The sequence below is a fragment of the Arcticibacter sp. genome (assembly GCF_045629565.1).
GTDB lineage: Bacteria > Bacteroidota > Bacteroidia > Sphingobacteriales > Sphingobacteriaceae > Arcticibacter.
Genome location: NZ_JAZQRL010000020.1, coordinates 1 through 24,582, shown reverse-complemented (window position 1 = coordinate 24,582; position 24,582 = coordinate 1). Strand labels below are relative to the sequence as shown.

Here is a 24,582-nt window from a genome sequence, read left to right as displayed (position 1 = left end):
TTGGAGCTCTAAAGTTCTTTGCAGACCATCCTCCGGAATAATGAAACTCAGTATGGGAAGGTTGTCGACCATCGGCATTACCTCCTCGGAAGTGAGTCCGAGTTTATCGCCAATAAACAACAGCAATTCACTTTCATCGTTGTCGAGCACATTGTCGGCCGCGGCAACAAGAACCAGATTTTGAAAGAAGGCCAGCTTCTTTTGTGGTGTATTCAGTACATCTTCCAGGGTTTGTATGTTTTTCATAGGTGTATAAAAGTGTTTTTAGGTGTCCCAGCGTCCTTTATCCCATGTTCATGGCGCTCTGCAGGGCATGCGCTTGTGAATGCTGGATAAATTCTGCTTTGCAGCGTAGCTAGCAAAATTCTTACCATAGAAATTAACTTTGGTTTCTAATCCAGCCTTGTCGCTGCGTTTGAGGGAATTTTGATTTTGAAAATAACGGCGGGAAGAGCTGTTGCGATGTGCAAGTATTCAACCTTTCTGGTATGCTACTCGTGAAATTTCTATGTATTGAACAAATATTTCTACTTCCAAAAGTTTTTGTTTAATTTGATTAACAATTATTAAATGCACAATTAACTCCCTTGTCCGATGAGGTGTTAAGCAGTCATTTGATCAGTAACCAAATATATTCTCAAGCCTGTACCAATTGTTGTAAGAAAATTACGCTAAAGCTTGTAGCCCTTGTGGTGAAGTCATAATTATCAAAGTATAATCTCTAATTACAAACTATGGAATCTATTGAACGTAACAAATTATTTTGGGGGAGTTGTTTAGCATTATTGGTAACGGCACTTTCCTTTGGTATCCGGGCAGGAATCATGAATAAGTTAGGAACCGACTTTCACCTGTGCAACAAGGAACTAGGTGTAATTACCGCCGCGGCCTTCTGGGGATTTCCACTGGCCATAATTTTTGGTGGCTTTATTGTCGACACCATTGGCATGAAGAAATTGCTTGTGATGGCATTCGTACTTCATATCGCCGGAATTTTAATGACTGTATTTGCTGGTGGTTACTGGACGCTGTTCATTTCTACCTTACTGATCGGGATCGCAAACGGAACGGTAGAGGCTGCATGCAATCCGCTGGTCGCGTCGTTATACCCGACGAACAAAACCACCAAACTCAACCACTTTCATCTCTGGTTTCCTGGTGGAATTATGCTGGGTACTTTGATGGTGCTTTTGTTCAACTCCATAGCGATAAGCTGGCAGGTGCAGGTAGCCATGATGCTCATTCCGACGCTTATCTATGGCTATCTTTTTTCTACGCTCAAATTCCCGGTAACGGAACGGGTGTCCTCAGGCTATTCGACCGGGGATATGTACAAAGCAGTCGTTTCTCCGCTTTTTATATTCATGTTTATCTGCATGTTCGGTACTGCCGTAACGGAGTTGTTTACCGGTCAGTGGATTGACGTGTTGCTGAAGAATGTGACCGATAATCCGATATTGATATTGACCCTGACAACCGGCGTGATGGTAATAGGCCGTGGATTCGCGGAGCCAGTGGTCCATAAGTTCTCTCCACAAGGCGTGTTGTTAATCTCTGCAATAGTGGCAACCCTGGGTTTGTACCTGTTAAGCACACTGACCGGCAACGCAATTTTCCTAGCCGCATTTGTATTTGGTGTTGGTGTATGTTATTTCTGGCCGACGATGATTGGCTTTGTGGCTGAAAATATTCCGCAGTCGGGCGCACTGGGATTAAACCTGATCGGCGGTGCCGGAATGTTTGCCGTCTCCATCTACAGCATCTTCATGGGCAAGCATTATGATGATCTTATTGTGAACCATTTGCCGGCAGATGCGGTCGCCGCAACTTACTTATCTGCCCCCCTGGATTCACCGATGGGCGCTGCTGTTCAGCAGGCGAAGAGCATGGCAGGGCCGGAAGTATTAAGGTTAACACTGGTCATTCCGGTCATCCTGGTTGTGCTGTTTACCTTGCTCCTGATCTATATGCGATCAAGGAAAAAAGCGAATGTGCCTCCGGTATTGCAAGCTACATAGCGTGACGGATACCGGAATGAGCATAGCTAAGTGCAACCATGAAGGCCTGCTTCTGCTAACGGATCAGTAGTGCAAAGGAAGCCACTGCTTATTTCGTGGATAGCTCCGGTGTGAGGTTCGGTTTTGCCACCTTTTTGTCGTATTGTCCTTGCAGCTCAGGCAATGCCATGTCATAGCCTTTTCGATCTATAAAAGCCGCCGGATTGTAACCCGAGCCAGGCTTGTGCTTCTGATGGAGGCCAAACTGGCTGGCATGTGTCGCTAGCCAGATGTCAAACGACAGCCTTTTCATGGCACTCAATGTATAGGCAAAGTCTTCTGCAACCTGTGGATAGGCTGGGATGTCCGAAAAGTTTTTCTGAGTAACGATCGTGGGCATATTGGCAATAAGCACACGATAGGCGCGCTGTTTATCTTTAACATCGAACAGATAGCTGCAGGAGCCCTTGGTATGTCCAGGATGGTGCAGCATGACAAGCCGTGAATCACCTAAGACTATGGTGTCACCATCATGCAACAGGCGATCTGGTTTTAACGGTTGATAACTGCTCACCGCACCACCCAATGCATAGTCTGACTGACCACCGTCTTCCATCACTGCTGCATCTCTTTCATTCACCATGACTTTCGCCCCGGTCATTTTTTTTAGTGCCGCCATCGCGCCCATATGGTCGAAATGGGCCTGTGTGGTCAATAGAATTTTAATGTCCTGTAGTTTGAAGCCAAGCGCTTCCACGCTTGTCTTAATCATTGAAGCTGAGGATGCCAGTCCGGTGTTAATCAGGATGTGCCCTTTCGGCGTAACTACCAGATAGCAAGCCAGGTCATCAGTACCCACATAGTATAGATTTCCTGCAATTCTGAAGGGTGGATAGGGCTTAGACCATTCAGGCGGATTGTTCTGAGGCTCATGTACCGTTTGTGCAGCGGCGAGGAAGCTTAAGCATGAAAACACAAGGAGCAACGCGATGATTTTAGTAGCAGATTTCGACATATTTATAAAAATTTCAACACACTATAGAGACAGCGGTAGAATAGTAACGAAGGTAGACACAGAACAATTGTGAATGCCAGCGCCGTCCGTATCAATTTTGTCTCAATTTACGCGAATTTGCATTTTTAAACGTCAATGTTATAATTTAACCAATTATTGAAGTAGGTATGCTAAAGGGGGAAAACAGTTTCAAGTCATTAACAAAGACGATATCTCCGGTAAAAGCCTCCTTGAAACAAGCAGGATTACACGTTAAATTTCAACTGCAAACAGGATGTATCTGATATATGTCGCCATAGGAATAATCGCCCTGTTTTTTGGCTTGGAGGAATCCGGTGCTTTACCGCACAGAGAATTAAAAACCCAGCACCAGGAGAAATTTGAAGCGTATAGCCTGACCGGATATGGCCAGGGAACAACCTACACGATTACGTACTTTACAGCGGGGCAGCCAATTACTTCGCTGCAGATTGACAGCATCCTGAATGAAATCGATGCTTCCATGTCGCTGTACAAAAGCGAGTCGCTCATCAACCGTTTCAACAGTTCTAAGTCTGGCGTCCGGATGGACCGCCATTTCAGGAAGGTCGCATCACGTGCACTGGACGTTTACCGGGATTCCGGAAGGATGTTTGACATCACCGTATTTCCATTGGTTCAAGCCTGGAACTTCGGGCGGCTGCCGTCGGATTCATTGCCTGGCGATGAACTGATCCGCGAGCTTACGAAACATGTGGGATCCGATAAGCTCATGCTCGTACAGGATTCTTTACTTAAAACGGATCCGGCGGTGAAGATAGATCTTAACGGCATCGCACAAGGGTACTCGGTGGACGTGCTCGCTTCATTTCTGGAAACGCGGGGCATCCATGATTACATGGTTGAACTTGGGGGTGAGATCCGCGTAAAAGGTGTTAAGAAGTCCAGCAATACGTTTTTTACCATTGGTATTCAGTCACCCAGAGACGATGGGATGGATCCGGAATCCATGGAAACCGTGCTCGAGATCCCTGAAGGTGCAATAACCACGTCCGGGAATTATCACAAATATTATACGAGTCGTGGTAAAAAAATCAGCCACTTGATTAGCCCACTTACGGGATATCCTTTCCAGAATGAGATGATCAGTGCTACGGTTTTTACAAAAGAAGCCATGACCGCAGATGCATTTGACAATGTTTTCATGGGAATGGGTGTTGAAAATTCATTCAAATTCCTGAAGTCCCATCCGGAGATGGAGATATATCTGATATACCAAAAAGAAGACGGATCTATCGCGGATACAGCCTCGACTGGCTTTAAACGCTTATTTAAACAAATAAAAAAGAAATGATCAGAAGAGATTTTATAAAAACTGCCGGGCTCACTGGCGGATCAATGCTTTTAGGCAGCACTGTTCTTAAAGCGGTGACACCTTTCCTGGAGGGACAGCGCATTAATGTAGCCATTATTGGCTGCGGAGACCGGGGCACGGGATTGATGCAGGTGCTCCTGCAGCTTCCAGCGCAGTACCAGATCGTTGCGATATGCGATGTGCTGGACTTTCGCCTGGAACATGCCCGGAAACTGATGTCTTCCGCCACTTCTGCGAAAGATTACAGGGCGGTGCTGGACAACAAAAACGTTGATGCGGTACTTATCGCCGTACCATTGAATATGCATTTTCAGATCGCTAAAGATGCTATACAGGCTGGAAAGCACGTTTATCTTGAAAAAACAATGACTTACAACACCAGACAAGCGATCGAGCTGGTGGATATTGTACAATCGAAACCGAAGCAGATTCTGCAGGTCGGTCATCAATACCGCTATACCCCGCTGTATTTTAAGGTGAAGGAGATGATCAACAAAGGCTACCTTGGGAAAGTTACGCAAATTGATTGCCGCTGGGATAGAAACGGGAACTGGCGGAGGCCGGTACCGGACCCGTCGCTTGAAAAGCAGATTAACTGGCGCATGTATAAATCATACTCCGGCGGCCTACCGGCGGAGCTTTTGTCTCACCAGATAGATTTCGTCAACTGGACTTTCGACACCCATGTCGATGAAGTATACAGTACGGGCGGCATCGACAACTATAAAGACGGCCGGGAGACCTATGATAACGTTCAGGCGGTTCTTCGATACGATAAAGCGGGAATGATCGGTAATTTCGGCGCAACCTGCGCCAATAGCCATGATGGATACCTGTTTAAATTTAAGGGATCCAAAGGAACAATATCTCTCCTGGTGGATCAGGCTGTATTTTACCCGGAAAAGAAGGCGCTGAAGGAACTTCATGAAACCGTTGACGGGGTAACCGGTGCAACCCGGATTACCTGGAATAAAGATGGGGGTATTCCCGTTGAAACAGGACCTTTGAAGGACGGCACATGGTATGCCCTGACAGACTTCTACAACTGCGTGAGTACACTGCAGGCGCCATCCTCAGATGTTTATACCGGAGCAAAGACCGCAATCACTGTTGATATGATCAACCGTTCGTTATTTGGGAAAACAATCGAGAAATGGAATGCTAAGTACGACCTGGCGCCGGGACCTGGCAAATAAACTTTTTACCGCTGCTGCTGGGCATTTCGATGATAATTAAGGATCTTACAACCAACACATTTTTAATATGACCTTCGACTTTACAAACAAGACGGTACTGATCACTGGCGGTTCCCGAGGGATCGGCAGTCTCACTGCTAAGCTGTTCGCTGCTTCTGGAGCCAACGTGATCATCACCTACCAGGCCAATAAGGAAGCTGCAGAGCAGGTCCTTGCAGAGCTTGGTCCTGGAAATCACCGCATATACCAACTGGATCTCGCCGATCCCACATCTATTCAGCAGCTTTTTGCATGGTTTCAGGAACATTATGATCGCCTGGATATACTGGTGAATAATGCCGCTGTCCATCTTCCACACAAAATCCTGGAAACAGATTTTGACCAATGGCAGCAGCGTTGGGAAGATACACTGAACGCCAACCTGATTGGCCCGGCCAATATGTGTTATTTTGCTTCGAAGCTGATGGTGAAGCAGCAGGCAGGGAAGATCATCAATATTTCTTCCCGGGGTGCTTTCAGAGGAGAGCCCGAAAACCCAGCTTACGGCGCGAGCAAAGCAGGTATTAATGCCATGAGCCAGTCGCTTGCACTCGTGCTCGCTCCGCACAACATCAGTGTTCACATCATTGCGCCTGGCTTTGTGTCTACGGAAATGGCGGCAGAGAAATTGAACGGTGCGTCTGGCGAAGCGATCAAGCAGCAAAGTCCCTTTGAGCGTGTCGCCAAACCTGAAGAGGTGGCACGGTTGGTAGCGGTTTATGCCAGTGAAGGGCTTGAATTTACCACTGCTGGCATTGTAGACATCAATGGTGCATCATACCTAAGAAGTTAGACCCGCTTCAGATGACAATTGTTGAACTGGAACAACCGTCGTAACATAGGCTTATTAAAAAGCGAAGCCCCAGAGATCATCTAAAGCTTCGCTTGCAATAAGACCCCTGTGGGATCGTAAGTGTTCAAAATATATTTGTGTGCTGCCTAGAAATTCAATTGTGCCTGCAGCCGCAGGAGATTTCCGTGCTGGGCGTTGTCCGGCAAGATTCTATCTTCAAATCTTCGGGAAGAAATCGTATACATGGCCACAAACTCGAACTGTTTCACCGGCTGCCACTCCATACCGATTTCCAGCTCGTTCACCTTGTAACTCCGTGCATCCAGCTCATGTTTTTTCCCGCCGTCGTAGTATTGAACGCGTGTAAATGGAATGAAGGTCTGGTCGAATTTCTTAATCATATAAGAAAATGTGACATAGCCGCCTTTAAGGTTCTGTACCTCTATCGAATCCGTTTGCTTATTGTATTCTGGCCCTTCGCCAACATTGAACTCCGCCTGAATACCAAATGGTTTTGGATAAAGAACAAAAGATGCCGCAACACGCTGGTCGAGGTAGTTACGGCCATCCAGAAACTTTACACCCTCCGAGATCTCATCTTCCGGAACCACGAACTTACCGGTGTAGGCCTGAATTCCCGGTTCAATCACCTGATTTCCAATTTCAAAAGGGTAACTTACCCTTGCAACCGTATGAAGGGACCTGTTCAGGTCAGGTTTGTTCGCACCTTGACCGTTAAACACCCCAAATGCAAACACACCGTAGTCACCGCTGCCCTTCAGTCCATCTTTTACCAGACTGGCAAAGAGTTTTCTCTTGTCTTCCGGGGCCCAGTAGAAGAAAACACCCAGATCCCGTTCGTTGCTGAATGCACTATTCAGGCCGTCGTTCCGGTCAAGTGGCAACCTGTTCGAACTGGATTGCATATTCTCAAAGCCATAGGGGATCTTACTCTGTCCTACCCGGAAGCGGTACTCATTTTTTGAATCCAGTCCAATGTCGAAGTATGCATCTCTGACTTGTCCGAAGTTCAGTCCAGAGGAGGATGCTGAACTGGCAAAGTCGGGCTGAAAATAGAAGTATACCTGCTTGCCAATTTGGCCGGAAAGAACGATGCGGGCACGGCGCAATAGAAAGCCTCCGTTCTCACCCCAGCTCTTGTCACATTGTTCACACTTCAATTTGTCGTTCGTCTCCAATAGCCGGTTGTAACGAACCTGCATATAGCCGCGGATGTTGAAGGTGTCGTACCATTTTGGTTCTTTTTCCTTGTCCTGTGCCTGTGCCGGCGTCCATCCGAAAAGGCATATTAAAAGGGCTGCAAAGGTTAGTGTATGTTTTAAACGCATCGTTAATTTGCTGTGATTTTACATTACAAAAGAACCACGCCAACGTGAACCCAGCATTACCGCTATAATAAGTTAATGTTAAGTCTTAACATTAAAGTAATATATATTGCGCATGAGTAATGCACTATATAGGGGAATAATCCAACGGTCAATTCTTTCATCAGGTCGTTTCCGCGCTTGCCTTAAAAAGCGGCAATAAGCTTGAAATTGAAGCTTCTTCCCATGTTGTAAATCCCCAGGCGGCCACCTGGAGCAGCATTGTAGTACTCAAAATACTTCAGGCGGTTCAAGTTCGACTGGTAGGCTGCATCAAATAGATTATTTACACCAATCTGAAATTGGAGGTTGTGTCCTTTTGAATAACGAACCTGCAATCCGGCGGCCAGATTTACCGTCAGGTAACTTGCCGTTGCAGTTTCTGTTCCATTCAATCCTAAATAGCGGTTCTGTCTTCCACTGAAGTCGCCTTCTGCTTTAAGGTTTAGCTTAGAGATGATCTCAGATTTAAACGCTATATCCTGGCTTATGCTGCTCAACACGCGGACCGGCGGAATTAACGGGAGGTATTCACCTTCTGTTTTCTGGTTCTTAAACACCGGATTCCGGTTGTATCCGTAGGTAATCGTCAGGGCATTGTCGAAGGAAAAACCATTCCAGAAAGGCGGTTGCAGGTTCCATATTGCCTCCAGCCCATATAAATGTGCTTTCCCTTGCTGATACTCGTATGTCTTGTTCCCCTGTGCATCCGTAAGGGCATTTCCCTGCTGGTCCGTATCCAGGGTTAAAAAAATATAATCATTGATGTTGTTGTTAAAGATGCTCAGTGAGGCTTGCATGGCTGTACCGGTCATTTCAAATCCAAGGTCCTGCTGTAACGAGAATTCCGGATTAAAGTCTGGATTTCCCCGATAAATGATATGCGCCCCTGGATCGAGCCCATTGGCCGCAAGTTCTGTAATGTTCGGCGCGCGGTAACCCCTTGCGATATTCGCTTTAAAACTTATTTGATCATTCGCCTGGTAAGTTGTTCCCAGCCCGAGCGAAACACCGGTAAATCGCTTCTTGAATGCGGGAAACTGGAGGTAGTCGGTAGAAGTGATCTGATGGATTGCATGCTGGTCAAACCCTGTCGCCAGGTCTGTGCGTGTATAGAAGTCATCTCCACTCACATTCCGCTGATCATATCTGAGTCCGCCGCCCAGTGTCCATTTGTTCCGCTTCCACTTTGCATAGCCAAAGATCCCACCCTCAAAAAGACTATAGTCGGGTATCGGGAAGTCCGTTGCGTCTTTACTTTTGTTCCGCTGATACATGCCGTTGAATCCAAAGGACAATGTCGTGTTTGCAAAAGCAGGCATATTGTAGTTTAAGCCATAGTTGACGGTATTCAGTTTTACAGAGAGTCCGGCCTGCTCCGGAGCGGTTGGATGGGTGTATTCGCGCCGGTTGCTCTGTTGAAATCCAAGCAATGCCTCGATTTCCGCGTTGCCGATTTTATATTTGTTGTTCGTGTACAAGCGGTAGTGTTGAATATGCTGATGTAATGGACTTAGTGCATACGAATTAAGGCTTGCATCCGGTACGACCGGACGGTTTTTGATATTATCATCATTTCCTTCCTGAATCTGATGCGTAAACCTGCGTGTCAGCGAATCGCGGCTACCGTCAGGTATACCCTGCAAGTTGTTGTAGTAGGTGAAATTCAACGTAGAGAACCCATGCTCATTGTTGTACTTCAGCGTTCCGGAAGCATTCGCCTCACGGAAACCGGTATTGTAAACCCTGCCATCAATTGCATTCTGATAGCTTTTCGCTATGCGGTAGGATCCCCTTACAATAGAGGACCAATGCTCGCCTCCATAACTCAAGCGTAAGCCGTTACCAATTAATCCATTGTTGCTTTGGTATTCTGTAATAAGTTTTCCATGCAACTGCTGGTCTGCGGCAACCGGCATGGATGGTATTATTCCAACTACGCCCGCAAGTGCATCGGAACCATAGATCAAACTTGAGGGCCCTTTTACAACCTCTGCACGGTCTATATTGTAGGCATCAACTTCAAGGCCGTGCTCGTCACCCCATTGCTGTCCTTCCTGGCGCATCCCGTCGTACAAAGTAAGCACCCTGTTGTAACCCAATCCGCGGATGAATGGTTTGGAGATGTTCGGTCCTGTTTTTACGGCCGTTAACCCGGGTACATGCTTTACCAGTACATCAATGACATTACTTTCCGTTGCCTGATCGATCTTCCGGGTCGGCACGGTTAAAATGGGGATTGGACTTTCTTTCACACTGCTTGCGCTGGAAACGCCTGTGACGACCACCTCGTCGAGCCTCGCATGATCCGCTTCAATGCGTATGTCAATGCTCGTTACCTCATTGGCCCGGATGAGCACGGTGTGTTGCGCCGGAAGATAGCCAATACTTGTTACGCGGAGCTGATACGATCCTGCAGGCAGGCTGCTGAATACGAATGATCCATCTGGAGTGCACTTGGTTTGATAGGATGTGTTGACCAGCCTTATGGTGCTGTTTAAAACGGAATCATCGTCTGCAGTCAGGCGTCCACGAAGTGATCCGGTCTGCGCTGCTGCAGAAAGGTAGAGGAATGTCAGTGCAAGTAAACTTAGTGTTTTCATCGTTCTTAAATTAGGTACGTCTAATATTAATATTTTGCATTGCAAAGTAAATAAATTTGTTTTACCTAATCCTATTTATTATTCAAGCTTTTACTAGTTTTGTTGAAACTGAAAATTTTTATGTATTCCCTCTCAGAAGAAAACTATTTAAAAGCGATATACAGGTTGTCACAGGAAAATGGACAGAAAATTACGCCCACAGCCATCGCAGATGCGCTGGAAAACAATCCGGCGTCTGTGGTAGATATGATCCGGAAACTTGTGGACAAAAACCTGATTGAATACGATAAGAAGATCGGCGTGAGCTTAACCGCATTAGGACAAAAAAGTGCCTTGCTGATTGTACGTCGTCACCGCTTATGGGAAGTGTTCCTTCTGGAAAAATTAGAGTACAACTGGGATGAGATCCACGATATCGCCGAAGAATTGGAACACATTCAGGACAGCACACTGGCAGATCGCCTGGAGAAATTCCTGGGTTTTCCAGAATATGATCCCCATGGTGATCCCATCCCCAAAGCCAACGGCAAGGTACCCAAGTCGTACTCCCAAACGCTTGCCGGGGCCCGGGAGGAATGCGTGTACAAAGTCGCTGCTGTGCGCGATACCAGCAGTACTTTTCTGCAGTACCTGCAGCGGTTGAATATCGGGATCGGCACAACCATAGAACTGCTGGAAAAAATACCTTACGACGGATCATTGATGATTCGTATTGACCATGATGCAAAAGCGACGGTTTCTTTAAAGTTCGGTGAAAGTATTCTGATCGACGAGCTGGGATCTTAGCTTTCCGGAATTTGTGAAAACCTTTTATAAACTATAGATTTACCCCTACACAGGTCTATCACTTCATTATGAATGCTGCTTACAAGAAAATAGTCATTAAAATAGGTTCGAATGTTTTAACCCGGGAAGATGGACTACCAGACTTGAAGCGCTTTGAACACCTGGTGGAGCAGCTCGTTGCATTGAAGAAGTCGGGCAAAGAGGTGGTGTTGATTTCCTCAGGTGCTGTCGCCTCCGGAAGAAGCCTGATCTCCATCTCGGAGAAACAAAATGCCGTTGCGGCCCGGCAGTTGCTTGCATCCATCGGCCAGATCAAACTGATTAATACCTATATGCAGCTTTTTGAAAAGCAAGAAATGCTCTGCTCTCAGGTCCTGGTAACAAAAGAGGATTTTCGCGACCGCATGCATTACCTCAACATCAAGAACTGCCTCGAGATTCTCCTCCAGCATAAGGTAATCCCCATTGTTAATGAAAATGATGTCGTTTCCGTAACAGAGCTGATGTTTACAGACAACGATGAACTTGCCGGATTGATCGCTTCCATGCTCAACGCAGATGCGTTGATTATTCTTTCCAATGTAGATGGAATCTACAACGGGAACCCGAAATCTGAGGGAGTAGAGGTGATACGGGAAATCCGCGCAGGACAGGGGAACATTGAATCATTTATCACCACCGGCAAATCCGGGTTCGGAAGGGGAGGAATGGTCACAAAGCTGAGCATGGCGCAGAAGGTAGCTAAACTTGGAATCCCCGTGATGATTGCGAATGGTACCACACCTGACATCCTGAAAGGGGTTCTGCAAGATACCCTGGTGCACACCCGGTTTGCTCCGGAGAAGAACACCTCCGGAAAGAAAAAGTGGATCGCCCATTCGGAAAATGCAGCAACTGGCATTGTACAGTTAAATGCTGGTGCAAAGGAAGCCCTGCTGTCCGGAAAGGCAAGCAGTTTATTGCCGGTTGGCATCGTACAAATCACCGGGGAATTTAAAAAAGGAGACATCGTTAAACTTGTCGATACGCAGGAACACCTCATTGGCCTGGGTGTGGCAGAATATGGGGCTGATAAAGCACGGGCGCACATCGGGGAGCAGAAGCAGCGCCCATTGGTCCATTACAATTATTTTTATCCAGTCGTTTAGTCATGGAATACAAAGAATATTTCGAAAAAGCGGTTAAGGCCTCCCATGCGTTGGTCAAGTTAACCGACAATACCATTAAGCAGGTGCTGTACGACGTCGCGGAAGCGCTGGTCGGCGCAACCGACGCGCTGATCGAAGCCAATAAACTGGACCTTGCCAGAATGGATCCGGAGGATCCAAAGTACGACCGGCTGCTGCTTACACCAGATAGAATCTCTTCCATAGCAGGCGATATGAAGAAAGTGGCCGGTCTGGCTACGCCAGTCGGGACGGTGCTTTCTGAACATGACGCGGAGAATGGAATGCATATTTCCAAGGTGAGCGTACCATTGGGCGTCGTTGGCGTCATCTACGAGGCACGTCCAAATGTGACTGCAGACGTATTTGCCCTCTGCTTCCGTACGGGGAATGTTGCCGTGTTAAAAGGTGGAAGCGATGCCGATGATTCCAACCGGGCAGTCATTGCCGTCATTCATCAGGTATTGGAGCGTCACGGAATTACGCCGGAGGTAGCCCTGTTGCTCCCAGCCGAACGTGCAGCAACAGAAGCCTTACTGAATGCCTACGGTTATGTGGATGTCTTAATTCCCAGAGGCAGTCAGCAGCTGATCGACTATGTACGCCTGAACAGTAAGATTCCCGTGATCGAGACCGGAGCCGGCATTGTTCATACCTACTTTGACGCAGCGGGAGATCCGGAGAAAGGCAAAGCCATCATCTTCAATTCCAAAACCCGGAGGGTAAGTGTATGTAATGCGCTGGATTGCCTGTTGATCCATGAGTCGAGACTTGAAGAGCTGCCGGATCTGCTGGAACCCCTGGTTAAATCTGACGTGGAGGTGTTCGCAGATGAAAAAACCTACGACATCTTGGAGGGGAAGTATCCCGCCAATCTACTCCATCAGGCCCAGCCTGAACACTTCGGAACTGAGTTTCTCTCCTATAAGATGGCCGTAAAGTCCGTGCCGGATTTTGATGCCGCACTGTCACATATAAATGCCTACAGCTCCAAACACAGCGAAGCAATCGTGTCAGAGAACCCGGTAACCATTGAATCTTTCCTTAACCAGGTTGATGCTGCTGCGGTTTATGCCAACGTTTCTACCGCCTTCACCGATGGCGCACAATTTGGCCTTGGCGCGGAGATTGGCATCAGCACGCAAAAGCTTCATGCCCGTGGGCCGATGGGACTCGCTGAACTAACGACCTACAAATGGATCGTGAGGGGAAATGGACAAACCAGAAGCTAGCTTATTTCCAATGAGGGGACTGCCTTGGCTTGCTTTTTCCTTCTCCAGATCAGCCCTATGCAGAAGCAAAATCCACAAAAGGCGAGCAAAAGGCCGGCGTATTCCGGAGAAGTGTAACCCATGCCTGCGGCGATAGGCAGACCGCCGAGGTAGGCACCCAATGCGTTCCCGAAATTCCCTGTAGCCTGCAGCACAGAAGAAGCAAGCATTTCGGCGCCCTTGGCAACCTGCATGATCAGGATCTGCATCGGGGCGATAACCGCAAACCCAATGGCACCAGTCAGGAAGGTCATCACTATCGTCGGCAGCTGGTATTTGGCAAGGATGGCGAAAGTAACCAGGGCAAACATCATACAAACAAGCAAAAGTGACGTCGTAAGCAGCGGTGAAAACCGGTCGGCAAGCCTGCCCCCCACGAAATTTCCGAAGGCCATACCCAGCCCGATAATTACCATGATCACCGTCAGCATGTTGCTGCTGAAACCCGATACATGGGTAATTACCGGGGCGATGTAGCTGATCCAGGCGAAAAAACCACCTGTTCCGATCGCCGATATGCCAATAACAAGCCACATGTCGATCTTTCCAAATATCTTAAGACTTTCTCTGAAGTTCATCTGTGCTGCCGGCCTCAATGCCGGCATCCATACTTTTAGGCTTAATATCGCGAGTAGCGCCACAACAGAGATCAGTCCGAAGGAGATCCTCCAGCTGAAATTGTGTCCGATGTACGTGCCCAGGGGCACACCGATGATGTTGGCCACCGTCAGGCCCGCAAACATCACCGCGACAGACCGCGCTTCCCTGCCCGGAGGTGCAAGGCGGCTAGCCACTACTGCGCCCATTCCAAAGAAAGCACCATGGGGTAAGCCTGCGAAAAACCGTGCGACCATCAGCATCGGATAGTTGGGTGCAAGGGAGAAAAAGCAGTTGAAGACACATACCATCAGCATTAAACCCATCAACACGAGCTTAGGTGGATACTTACCCGCAATCCCGACCAGCAGTGGTGCGCCGATCACCACACCTAATGCGTAGATGGAGATCAGATGTCCCGCTTCGGGAATCGTAATGTTTATGGTTCTGGAGACATCCTGAAGTACGCCCATCATCAGAAACTCCGTCATGCCTATACTCAGGCCGCCAATCATAAGTGAAACCAGGCTGAGCTGCAGGGCAGGTTTAGCGTCTTTTTCTTTCATTGGTATTTAATTGTTTTGAATAGCTGGGTGAAGTAACCGGAATACGAAGCCCTCATGCAAACACCAAAATCAGACCATCATTATTTCTGCTGTACATGAACTGTGGTTTTCCAATTACGTTTCCGTATTTGCCGCGATTTAACCCGTGGCGTCATAATTCTTGAAAATAGAGAAATATATGGTGAAAACAACATGAAACGACAAGCAAGGAGCTTTCGTTTACATTCACATACCCAAACGTTAACATTCCCATACCCCGCTTCTGACAAAACGAGGATACCTTTACAATCTGCGTTTGATCATACTGACGCTTGAAACGCATAGCGGCCACATAAACATTTATCTATACACATGACAACAAAAAAATATCTGATCTGTGCAGCGCTTCTGTTCTCCACAGGTGCCGTGCAGGCGCAGGCCCTCTACAATCCGGCGACCGAAGCCAAAATTACCACGCTCATCGGCAAGATGACCTTGGAAGAGAAGATCGGCATGCTGCATGCCAATTCTTCCTTTACATCAACCGGCGTTAAACGTCTGGGCATTCCAGAAATCACTACTTCGGATGGCCCGCATGGCGTACGCCCGGAACACGGACGCGACTGGACACTGGATGAGGGTGTCGATGATGCAGGCACTTACCTGCCTACCGGCAATGCACTTGCGGCAACCTGGAACACACAACTGGGATATGCCTACGGATCGGTACTGGGCAGCGAAGCAAATTACCGTGGTAAAGACATCATCCTGGGCCCCGGTGTAAACATCATCCGCAGTCCGCTGAACGGTCGTAACTTCGAGTATTTGAGTGAAGATCCATTCCTTTCCGGAAGAATGGCCATCGGATACATTAAAGGTGTGCAGGATCAAGGAGTCTCCGCCTGCGTAAAACATTATGCCGCAAACAATGAAGAAACGGACCGGGGTACCGTAGACGTGCAGATGAGTGAGCGTGCCTTAAGAGAAATCTATTTGCCTGCTTTTAAAGCTGCAGTAACGGAAGGTCACGTGCACTCCGTAATGGGATCTTACAACAAGTTTCGCGGACAGTATGCAACCCACAACAAATACCTGATGAACGATATCCTGAAAGGACAGTGGGGATTTCAAGGACTGGTGATGAGTGATTGGGGTTCCGTACACGATACGAAAGAAGCATTGCTGAATGGGACAGACCTGGAAATGGGTACAGACCTGATGCTGATGTACAGCAGCGTATCTCAGACGGACGCCGCCAAAGGCACTCAGGATAAGAACATCTACGACCGCTTCTTCCTGGCCGATTCGGCATTGACCATGGTGAAGAATGGAACGGTACCGGTTTCTGTGATTGATGAGAAGCTGAGACGCATACTTCGCGTGATGTACAGCACCAAGATGATCGATGGAAAACGTGCTAAAGGAAGCTACAACACCAAAGCACATCAATTGACGGCATTGAAAGTTGCAGAAGAAGCCATCGTGCTTTTGAAAAACGAGAACCACTTGTTACCATTGAAAAAAGCAGCAGTAAAATCAATTGCTGTAATTGGCCAGAATGCAACAAGAGAAAACTCCATGGGTGGCGGCAGCTCGCAGGTGAAAGCCAAATATGAAATCACTCCTTTACAGGGCCTAACCAGCCTGCTTGGTAAACAGACGACTATAGCATACGCACAAGGATATACCATCGCGAGAGGCCAGAAAGCCGATCAGCGGCTCATCGATGAAGCGGTTGCTGCAGCAAAAAGCGCAGATGCAGCCATCATATTCTGCGGGTGGACACATGGGTACGACTACGCCAAATGGGATGACAATGCTTATGACGCAGAGGGTGTGGATAAGCCGAGCCTTGAAATGCCCTTCAGGCAGGATAAGCTCATCAAAGCGGTTCTAAAAGCAAATCCTAAAACCATCATCGTACTGATGGGCGGCGGACCCATCGACGTCTCGGAATGGATCGATGATGCCCCTGCCGTAATTGAAGGATGGTATCCAGGTATGGAAGGCGGCAATGCACTTGCCAAAGTGATCTACGGTGAGGTTAACCCGTCGGGAAAATTACCCATGACCTTTCCTAGAAAGCTTAACGATTCCCCTGCGCATAAACTGGGTGAGTTCCTGGGTACAAATGGTATCGTTAAATACAACGATGATATTTTTGTGGGCTACCGTTACTTCGATACCTATAAAGTTAAACCTCAGTTTGCCTTCGGCCATGGCTTGTCCTACACCACATTCGGCTATTCCGAGATGGCCGTTACCAAAGCAGGAAAGAACGTGATCGTTAAGGTACGGGTTAAAAACAATGGTTCCAGAGCAGGTGCAGAAGTTGTCCAGGTCTACGTAAACCAGAATAAATCAGAACTGAAACGCCCGGAGAAGGAACTGAAGTCCTTTAAAAAGGTGTTCCTTAAACCTGGGGAATCCAAAATGGTCGAACTTAGCCTGGATGAAGATAGCTTCAAATATTTCCACGAAACCCGCAACGAATGGGTGCACGAAGCTGGAAGATATACCATCCTGCTTGGTGCAGCATCGGATGACATCCGCGGTTCGCGGAGCATCGACCTATAGCATAAAGAGAATCGATCTGTAAAAATAAACAAATCAGTATAACAAAGATTTAGCCCTACCCGGGGCGGCAACGGCAGTATAATTTTAGCATAGGCATATATTGCATCAAAAAGTGTAATTTTGTCCCCCTGAATAGGTACCTCAGGTGTGAATTAAACTAAATGTCGCTGCAGAAATACTTTGTTATACTGATATTTGCTTTAATATCGACTACTGCATTTGCCCAACAGGATCAGATCCAGTTTTCCAGGATCGATCTTTCCAATGGCTTGTCGCACAATCAGGTAAATGCGATCCTGAAAGACGCCAAGGGCTTTCTTTGGTTTGGAACCCTGTCCGGATTAAACCGTTATGACGGTTACCAGTTTAAAACCTTCCGGCATGAAGCAAGTGACACCACTTCCATTGCCGACGACTTCATAACGAACATCTTTGAACTTCCGGATCATAAGTTGTACCTGGAAACCAGAAGTGGTGCCAACGTCTACGACAACATCAGCCAAAGCTTCATCCGCGATGTGAACGGCTACCTAAAACGGCTGAATATCAAGGCACGTGAAATCCGTGACATCCTCAAAGATGCAGAAGGTAACTTCTGGTTTAATGCAGCAGCAGACGGGCTGTTTAAATACGATGTTTCCACACGCAGAACACTCCACTTTACCTGTAATGGAAGCAAAGGATCCACATTGGCAAACGCCCCGGTTGCAGCCATACACAAAGGGCCGGAGGGCGACATCTGGGTTATCCACCAGGATAAATCCATAGAGGCGCTTGACCACAAGACGGGGCGTGTTACCCGCAGAATTGACCTTTTCCGGCAGACAACATCTACGGCCTTAGCGGAATATCAGCTCTTCGTCGACAGCAGTTCTGACCTCTGGATCTATACGCTCAACAACCAGCATGGTATCGACTACTATTCTCCGCGCAGTGGGGTTAAGCGGTATATCGACAAAGGACCCGCCGGACTCAATAACAATCTGATCAACGGGATCCTGCAGGATTCCAATGGGCTGATCTGGATCGGTACCGACCATGGTGGCATCAACCTGCTCGATAAAAGTACTTTCCGCATCAGCTACCTGGTCAACAGGGAAGATGATGTGAAAAGCATCGGCCAGAATAGCATCACCAGTCTATACAAAGACGATTCCGGTATCATCTGGATCGGCACCTTCAAGAAAGGTATAAGCTTTTACCATGAAAAGATCCTGAAATTCCCCCTATACCGGCATCAAGTCGCAAATCCCCACGGATTAACGTATGATGATGTGAACCGCTTCGTCGAAGATGAAAAAGGAAACCTTTGGATTGGTACCAACGGGGGAGGGCTCTTCTACCTCAACCGTAAAACCGGTCAGTTTACCAGGTATGCACACCAGGCATCCAACCCGAATAGCTTGAGTAATGACATCATTGTCAGCCTGTACATCGACAAACAGAAGATCCTCTGGATCGGTACGTACTTCGGCGGGCTGAGCAGCTTCGACGGCAAAAATTTCAAGCACTACCGGCACAATCCGCAGGATCCACAGAGTCTTGCCGATGACCGCGTATGGGACATCGTCGAAGATCGTCAGGGCCGACTATGGGTAGGAACTCTTAGCGGGGGGCTCGACAGGCTCGACCGGCGCACGGGAACATTCATCCATAAGAGAGCAGGACAGCCAAATAGTGTAAGTTCAGACTTTATCTCCTGCCTGCTCGAAGACCGCCAAGGCAATCTCTGGATCGGCAGTTCCGAGGGGGTAGATAAGCTCACACCCGACGGCCGTTTCGTGCATTTCAAGAATGAACCAGGAAAAGCGAATACGCTGATCAACAATATTGTGTATGATGTCATGCAGGACAGTTATGGCTTCATCTGGATTGCAACACGTGAAGGTCTGAGCCGATTGAACCCGAAAACCAGGCAGTTTAAAAACTTTGGCAGCAAGGAGGGCCTGACAGAAAAAGCCACCTTAAAGATTGTTGAAGACGACAGCAGAAATCTATGGGTAAGTACGTCAAACGGACTTTTCAAAATCCTGGTGAAAAAGCTGCAGCCAACCGGATTCTCGTACGCCTTCAGAAAATACGATGAACATGATGGTCTTCAGGGCAGCGCTTTTAATGCGAACGCCGGATACCGTACCCGCGCGGGTGAGCTCCTTTTTGGCGGGGCGAATGGTTTTAACCTCTTCAGACCGGAAAACATCAGGAGTGACAACAGTAAACCTGTCATCGTCCTGACCGGATTGCAGATCGCCAACCAGGCCGTCAGCATCGGACAGCCAATGGATGGACAGCTTATCTTAAACAACTCTATCGTTTTTACCGACACCCTGAATTTGCGCTACGACCAGAATGGGCTCACGTTTGAGTTTGCGGCACTGAACTTCTTTAGTCCGCGTAAAATAAAGTACCAGTACAAACTGGAAGGTTTCGACCAGGGCTGGCAGGAGCTTCCGGGTGATATCCGCCGGGCGGCGTATACCAATATCGATCCAGGAGCCTATACCTTCAAGGTAAGATCTACAGATGCATCGGGCAACTGGGTGAACAATGAAACCAGCCTGAAGATCTTCATTTCTCCACCCTTCTGGCGTACCAATGTAGCCTACATCTGCTATGTCCTGTTTATCGGCGGCGGACTGCTGTATATGCGTAAACGTGGCATCCAACGTGCAAGGGAAGAATTTATGGTCGAACAGGAACGTCAGCAGGCAAAAAGAATGCATGAGCTGGACCTGCTTAAAATCAAGTTCCTCACCAATGTGAGCCATGAATTCCGCACACCGCTGTCGCTGATCATTACGCCGCTGGAGAAACTGATCCGCCAGGCCAGAGACTCGGAGAAGCCACAGCTTCAAATGATCCAGCGCAACGGCCGGCGCCTGCTGAACCTGGTCAATCAGCTGCTCGATTTCAGACGGATGGAGGTACATGAATTGAAATTGCACCCGAAACCGGGAGACATCATCGCCTTCTTACGTGAACTCTGTCTTTCCTTCAGCGATGTCGCCGAGCGCAAGCACATTACGCTCAGTTTTAATACTGTGCACAATAGTCTTTTCACTGCTTTTGATCACGACAAGATGGAGCGTATCCTATTCAACGTCTTATCGAATGCATTTAAATTTACCCCCCAGGGCGGTGCAGTCAAGGTTGAGCTGCAAACACGTCAGATGGCGGAGCGGCATACCCAACTGGTGATAAAGGTTCAGGATACCGGTATCGGTATAGATCCGGAAAAGAAAGACCGGATCTTCGACCGGTTCTTCCAGAGTGATGTCCCGGATTCTATAGTCAATCAGGGCAGTGGGATCGGTCTTTCCATTACCAGGGAGTTCGTCAAACTTCATGGCGGCGAGATCTTCGTCGATAGCATACTGGATTCCGGCAGTACTTTTACCATGATCTTTGTCTTCCAGGAAAGCCGGGCAGCAGAAGCCCCGTCAGCTGAATTACTTCCAGAGGAGCCGGAACAGCTGCTGATCAGCCCGCCGGAAACGCGTGGTAAAGAAGCCTTCCCCGATACGCCCGTTGATCTCAAAAGTAAAAAGCCGATCGTGCTGCTGGTAGAAGACAATGACGACTTCAGGTTTTACCTGAAAGATAACCTGAAGGAGTTCTACCAGATCGTTGAGGCGGTAAATGGTAAGGAGGGCTGGCAGAAGGTGCTTTCTATGCATCCCGACCTTGTGGTTAGTGATGTGAGCATGCCTGAAATGAACGGCATTGCGTTCTGCGAGAAAATAAAAACCGACAAGCGCACGGCGCACATCCCGGTAATTCTTCTAACTGCACTGACCAATGAGGATCAGCAGCTGACCGGGTTGGAAACGGGTGCCAACGACTACATGACCAAGCCCTTTAACTTCGAGATCCTGTTGTCCAAAATCAAGAACCTGCTCCTGCAGCAGGCCTTATCCAGGAAGACCTATCAGAAACAGGTAGCGGTCAAGCCGGTGGAAAACAACATCGAGTCTGTCGACGATAAGTTCATCCGGCAGCTCTCCCTGCACATCGAAAAACACCTCGCAGATTCGTCCTATTCGGTAGATCAGCTCAGTGCAGATATGAACATGAGCAGGGTCGGCCTGTACAAAAAGATCCTGCCGCTGACCGGCAAATCGCCTGTGGAATACATCCGCTTTTACCGGCTCCAAAAGGCGAAACCACTGCTGGAATCGCAGCTCACCATTGCCGAGGTTGCCTACCAGGTGGGCTTCAGCAATCCCAAACACTTCAGTAAGTACTTTAAGCAGGAGTTTGACATGCTCCCATCCGCCTATGCAAGCTCAAAATCCGGCAAAAAGACCGTGAAAGAGATATAAGGACGTTTTGTTAACATTTCAATACCTTATTGTTATCATTTGCATGCCCTTTGGATTTTCAGTTCGGCCTACTTTTAGGCCAATTAACTGGATATAAACCATCATGCATCTTATGATTAGACTCAGGATCAATTCCATGATCTTTTTAGGCAGCTTCTTCGTCTGCCTCAATGCCCAAGCCCAGCAGGGCAAGGACTACGTGAGAACAGCTTCGGGTATCGAAGTCTCCGTTCACCATTCCTTAACCGGAATCAAAAAAATCCGTCTTCAACCTGTATCTGAACAGATCATCCATGTAACTGCAACTGCCACCGATGAGTTCCCTGCAGAGCGTTCGTTAATGTCCGTGAAGACCTCAGGTCCGAAGGCACAATTTACCGCAGATTCAGAAAACCAAATGGTGACGCTGAAGACAGGTGCGCTGAAAGTAGAGGTTTCAACTGAAACTGGCTTGATCACCTACCGTGATCTTAACGGTACGGTGTTGCTATCCCAAAGTAAAGTCGTTGACCCTGCACTCGTACCTAGGGTTTTCAATGGCGAGCCTTCTTACCAGGTGTCCCAAATATTTGATGCGCAGGAAAACGAAGCCTACTACGGGCTTGGTCAGCACCAGCAAGGCATCGTGAACTATAGGGGCCGCAGGGTAGACCTGGTTCAGTACAACACAGAGATCGCTGTGCCTTTCTTCATCTCCAACAAAGGCTACGGACTGCTGTGGGACAACTACTCGATCACCCGTGCGGGTGATGTCCGGGACTACCAGCCGCTATCTGCGCTTCGCTTGTTTTCCAAAGACAACAAACAAGGATGGCTAACGGCCAGCTATGCGCTTAGAACGGCACCGGAAAAGGTATTGTTCACACGCCCGGTTTCCGAACTTTCCATGAACTGGTTAACAGATCAGCACAAATTTCCAAAAAACATTAAAATGCAGGATGCCATCGTAAACTACGAAGGAACTGTGGAAAGCGACCTTGGTGGGTTGTACCAGCTGCAATTGAAATACGCAGGCTATATAAAAGTATGGTTCGATGGCAAACTGGTCGCCGATTTCTGGCGTCAGGCCTGGAACTCCGGTTCTGCGACATTGGACCTTCAACTGCAGAAAGATAAGAAAACCAAAGTTAAGATCGAATGGATCCCTGATGGGGGAGAATCTTATCTCGGCTTGACCTGTCTGCCGCCGGCTCCTGAAAAGCTGAAGAACACTTTTGCGCTGAGCTCCGAATCCGGTCAAGCCGTAAACTACTATTTCATCTACGGCCAGAATGCAGACCAGGTGATCTCCGGATACCGCACCGTAACTGGAAAAGCAGTGCTTATGCCGAAATGGGCAATGGGTTTCTGGCAAAGCAGAGAGCGTTACAAAACACAGGACGATATCCTTTCTACCGTAAAGGAATTCCGCTCCAGAAAGATTCCATTGGACAACATCGTACTGGATTGGTCATACTGGAAAGAACCCGAATGGGGAAGTCAGGAGTTTGATCCCGCTCGTTTTGCCTCACCAGAGCAGATGATCAAAACGGTACATCAGCAGCATGTAAATCTGATGATATCCGTATGGCCTAAGTTTAATAAAGGCTTCGATGTCTATGACGAATTTGATAAAAACAACTTTCTATACAAGAGAAACATAGAAGAAGGTCGCCTGGACTGGATTGGAAAAGGATATTCCAATACTTTCTACGATGCCTTCAACCCTAAAGCCCGTCAGGCCCTCTGGAATCTCGTGAATAAAAGATTGTACAGCAAAGGAATTGATGCCTGGTGGATGGACGCTACAGAGCCGGATATGCATTCTAACCTGTCTGTGGAAGACCGTAAAGATCTGATGAACCCAACTTACGAAGGATCATCAACAACCTATTTCAATGCTTTCCCGCTGGTGAATGCCAAAGGTATTTACGAAGGACAACGTAAAACAAACCCCAACAACCGTGTATTTATCCTTACCCGTTCTGCCTATGCAGGTTTACAGCGGTATGCGGCTGCAGCATGGAGCGGTGACATCGCTTCCCGCTGGGAAGATATGAAAGCACAAATCGGTGCAGGAATCAACTTCTCCCTGTCTGGTATGCCATACTGGACCATGGACATCGGCGGTTTCTCTGTAGAAAGACGCTATGAGCAAGCCAAAGGTGCAGACCTGGAAGAGTGGAGAGAGCTCAATACCCGCTGGTATCAGTTCGGTGCTTTCGTGCCTTTGTTCCGCTCACACGGACAGTTTCCTTTCAGAGAGATATACAACATCGCTCCGGAAACGCATCCCGCATACAAATCCATGTTGTATTACAATAAGCTGCGCTACCGGTTGATGCCATACATCTATTCGCTGGCCGGAAATACCTACCAGAAGGATTATACCATGATGCGTGGATTAATGATGGATTTTCCACAGGACCTTAGAGCATCGAATCTGAATGATGCTTTCATGTTCGGACCTTCCTTACTGATCAACCCGGTTTATAAATACAAAGACAGGGACCGCGATGTTTACCTTCCTTCCGGACAAGGCTGGTACGACCTGTACTCCGGTAAATACTACAAAGGCGGACAGCAGATCAGCGTGGATGCGCCATATGAGCAAATGCCTGTATTTGTTAAAGAAGGATCCATTCTTCCTACAGGGCCTGAGTTGCAATACACCTCAGAAAAACCTGCAGATCCGCTTACCCTTTTCGTGTACACTGGAAAAGATGCAAAGTTCTCTTTATATGAAGATGAGGGAACAAACTACAACTATGAAAAAGGTGCTTTCTCTACGATAGATTTCAATTACAATGAAGCGTCTAAATCCCTGACCATCGCTGCCCGCAAAGGTACTTTCAAAGGAATGCTGCAGAACCGTACGATCCGTATTGTCGTGATCAGCGCGAAGTCGGCAAAGGCACTTGATTTCAATCAGAATGCAAGTCACACCGTAAAATATA

The 24,582-nt window shown here is 47.8% G+C and carries 15 protein-coding genes; 10 read left to right on the top strand and 5 right to left on the bottom strand.

Annotated elements, in window-relative coordinates; translation table 11 throughout:
• The coding region (locus ACKI5J_RS02515; protein WP_407426180.1) for a hypothetical protein at positions 1-246 on the bottom strand (246 nt) is incomplete at its 3' end.
• A 488-nt stretch (positions 247-734) separates the two neighbouring features.
• On the opposite strand from ACKI5J_RS02515, the gene ACKI5J_RS02510 reads away from it, so the two are divergent.
• Complete coding sequence (locus ACKI5J_RS02510; RefSeq protein ID WP_407426178.1) at positions 735-2,018, top strand: MFS transporter; 1,284 nt, start codon at positions 735-737, stop codon at positions 2,016-2,018.
• 88 nt (positions 2,019-2,106) lie between these two features.
• On the opposite strand, the gene bla is transcribed toward ACKI5J_RS02510, so the two are convergent.
• Positions 2,107-3,012, bottom strand: coding sequence for a subclass B3 metallo-beta-lactamase (bla, locus tag ACKI5J_RS02505; protein ID WP_407426176.1), 906 nt, complete (start codon positions 3,010-3,012; stop codon positions 2,107-2,109).
• A gap of 274 nt (positions 3,013-3,286) precedes the next feature.
• Between bla and ACKI5J_RS02500 the strand changes: the two genes are divergently transcribed.
• The 3 genes from ACKI5J_RS02500 (at position 3,287) to ACKI5J_RS02490 (ending at position 6,394) form a co-directional block, all read left to right on the top strand.
• Positions 3,287-4,345 carry an FAD:protein FMN transferase gene (locus ACKI5J_RS02500; RefSeq protein WP_407426174.1) on the top strand — a complete coding sequence of 353 codons (1,059 nt, stop codon included), beginning with the start codon at positions 3,287-3,289 and terminating at the stop codon, positions 4,343-4,345.
• Entirely contained in the window at positions 4,342-5,562 is a 1,221-nt protein-coding gene (locus tag ACKI5J_RS02495; RefSeq protein ID WP_407426172.1) for a Gfo/Idh/MocA family protein, read from the top strand. The genes ACKI5J_RS02500 and ACKI5J_RS02495 overlap by 4 nt, the downstream gene beginning before the upstream one ends.
• 67 nt (positions 5,563-5,629) lie before the next feature.
• Positions 5,630-6,394 (top strand): SDR family NAD(P)-dependent oxidoreductase, encoded by a 765-nt coding sequence (locus tag ACKI5J_RS02490; RefSeq protein WP_407426170.1) that lies wholly within the window; start codon positions 5,630-5,632, stop codon positions 6,392-6,394.
• Between the two features lie 146 nt (positions 6,395-6,540).
• Here ACKI5J_RS02490 and ACKI5J_RS02485 read toward each other — a convergent pair whose 3' ends face one another.
• Together ACKI5J_RS02485 and ACKI5J_RS02480 are read right to left on the bottom strand one after the other, a co-directional pair.
• Positions 6,541-7,743 carry a porin gene (locus tag ACKI5J_RS02485; protein ID WP_407426168.1) on the bottom strand — a complete coding sequence of 401 codons (1,203 nt, stop codon included), beginning with the start codon at positions 7,741-7,743 and terminating at the stop codon, positions 6,541-6,543.
• A gap of 182 nt (positions 7,744-7,925) precedes the next feature.
• Positions 7,926-10,382 carry a TonB-dependent receptor gene (locus ACKI5J_RS02480; protein ID WP_407426166.1) on the bottom strand — a complete coding sequence of 819 codons (2,457 nt, stop codon included), beginning with the start codon at positions 10,380-10,382 and terminating at the stop codon, positions 7,926-7,928.
• A gap of 120 nt (positions 10,383-10,502) precedes the next feature.
• Between ACKI5J_RS02480 and ACKI5J_RS02475 the strand changes: the two genes are divergently transcribed.
• The 3 genes from ACKI5J_RS02475 (at position 10,503) to ACKI5J_RS02465 (ending at position 13,566) form a co-directional block, all read left to right on the top strand.
• Entirely contained in the window at positions 10,503-11,168 is a 666-nt protein-coding gene (locus ACKI5J_RS02475) for a metal-dependent transcriptional regulator (protein WP_407426164.1), read from the top strand.
• Between the two features lie 68 nt (positions 11,169-11,236).
• Positions 11,237-12,316, top strand: a complete 1,080-nt coding sequence (gene proB / locus ACKI5J_RS02470) for a glutamate 5-kinase (protein WP_407426162.1) — start codon at positions 11,237-11,239, stop codon at positions 12,314-12,316.
• Between the two features lie 2 nt (positions 12,317-12,318).
• Positions 12,319-13,566 (top strand): glutamate-5-semialdehyde dehydrogenase, encoded by a 1,248-nt coding sequence (locus tag ACKI5J_RS02465; RefSeq protein WP_407426160.1) that lies wholly within the window; start codon positions 12,319-12,321, stop codon positions 13,564-13,566.
• On the opposite strand, the gene ACKI5J_RS02460 is transcribed toward ACKI5J_RS02465, so the two are convergent.
• Positions 13,563-14,768, bottom strand: a complete 1,206-nt coding sequence (locus ACKI5J_RS02460) for an MFS transporter (protein WP_407426158.1) — start codon at positions 14,766-14,768, stop codon at positions 13,563-13,565. The genes ACKI5J_RS02465 and ACKI5J_RS02460 overlap by 4 nt on opposite strands.
• Positions 14,769-15,119: 351 nt before the next feature.
• On the opposite strand from ACKI5J_RS02460, the gene ACKI5J_RS02455 reads away from it, so the two are divergent.
• The 3 genes from ACKI5J_RS02455 to ACKI5J_RS02445 form a co-directional block, all read left to right on the top strand.
• A complete protein-coding gene (locus ACKI5J_RS02455; protein ID WP_407426156.1) occupies positions 15,120-17,324 on the top strand; it encodes a glycoside hydrolase family 3 C-terminal domain-containing protein in 2,205 nt (734 codons plus the stop codon).
• 161 nt (positions 17,325-17,485) lie between these two features.
• Positions 17,486-21,646: a two-component regulator propeller domain-containing protein gene (locus tag ACKI5J_RS02450; RefSeq protein WP_407426154.1), complete on the top strand. Its 4,161-nt coding sequence runs from the start codon at positions 17,486-17,488 to the stop codon at positions 21,644-21,646.
• Positions 21,647-21,758: 112 nt separating this feature from the next.
• The coding region (locus ACKI5J_RS02445) for a TIM-barrel domain-containing protein (RefSeq protein ID WP_407426152.1) at positions 21,759-24,582 on the top strand (2,824 nt) is incomplete at its 3' end.

Excerpts from the sequence above, each read along its gene's own strand:
- ACKI5J_RS02495 (WP_407426172.1), top strand. The coding sequence starts at position 4,342 with ATGATCAGAAGAGATTTTATAAAAACTGCCGGGCTCACTGGCGGATCA.
- ACKI5J_RS02480 (WP_407426166.1), bottom strand. The coding sequence starts at position 10,382 with ATGAAAACACTAAGTTTACTTGCACTGACATTCCTCTACCTTTCTGCA.
- ACKI5J_RS02460 (WP_407426158.1), bottom strand. The coding sequence starts at position 14,768 with ATGAAAGAAAAAGACGCTAAACCTGCCCTGCAGCTCAGCCTGGTTTCA.
- ACKI5J_RS02450 (WP_407426154.1), top strand. The coding sequence starts at position 17,486 with ATGTCGCTGCAGAAATACTTTGTTATACTGATATTTGCTTTAATATCG.
- proB (WP_407426162.1), top strand. The coding sequence starts at position 11,237 with ATGAATGCTGCTTACAAGAAAATAGTCATTAAAATAGGTTCGAATGTT.
- ACKI5J_RS02485 (WP_407426168.1), bottom strand. The coding sequence starts at position 7,743 with ATGCGTTTAAAACATACACTAACCTTTGCAGCCCTTTTAATATGCCTT.
- ACKI5J_RS02465 (WP_407426160.1), top strand. The coding sequence starts at position 12,319 with ATGGAATACAAAGAATATTTCGAAAAAGCGGTTAAGGCCTCCCATGCG.
- bla (WP_407426176.1), bottom strand. The coding sequence starts at position 3,012 with ATGTCGAAATCTGCTACTAAAATCATCGCGTTGCTCCTTGTGTTTTCA.
- ACKI5J_RS02510 (WP_407426178.1), top strand. The coding sequence starts at position 735 with ATGGAATCTATTGAACGTAACAAATTATTTTGGGGGAGTTGTTTAGCA.
- ACKI5J_RS02455 (WP_407426156.1), top strand. The coding sequence starts at position 15,120 with ATGACAACAAAAAAATATCTGATCTGTGCAGCGCTTCTGTTCTCCACA.
- ACKI5J_RS02475 (WP_407426164.1), top strand. The coding sequence starts at position 10,503 with ATGTATTCCCTCTCAGAAGAAAACTATTTAAAAGCGATATACAGGTTG.
- ACKI5J_RS02490 (WP_407426170.1), top strand. The coding sequence starts at position 5,630 with ATGACCTTCGACTTTACAAACAAGACGGTACTGATCACTGGCGGTTCC.
- ACKI5J_RS02500 (WP_407426174.1), top strand. The coding sequence starts at position 3,287 with ATGTATCTGATATATGTCGCCATAGGAATAATCGCCCTGTTTTTTGGC.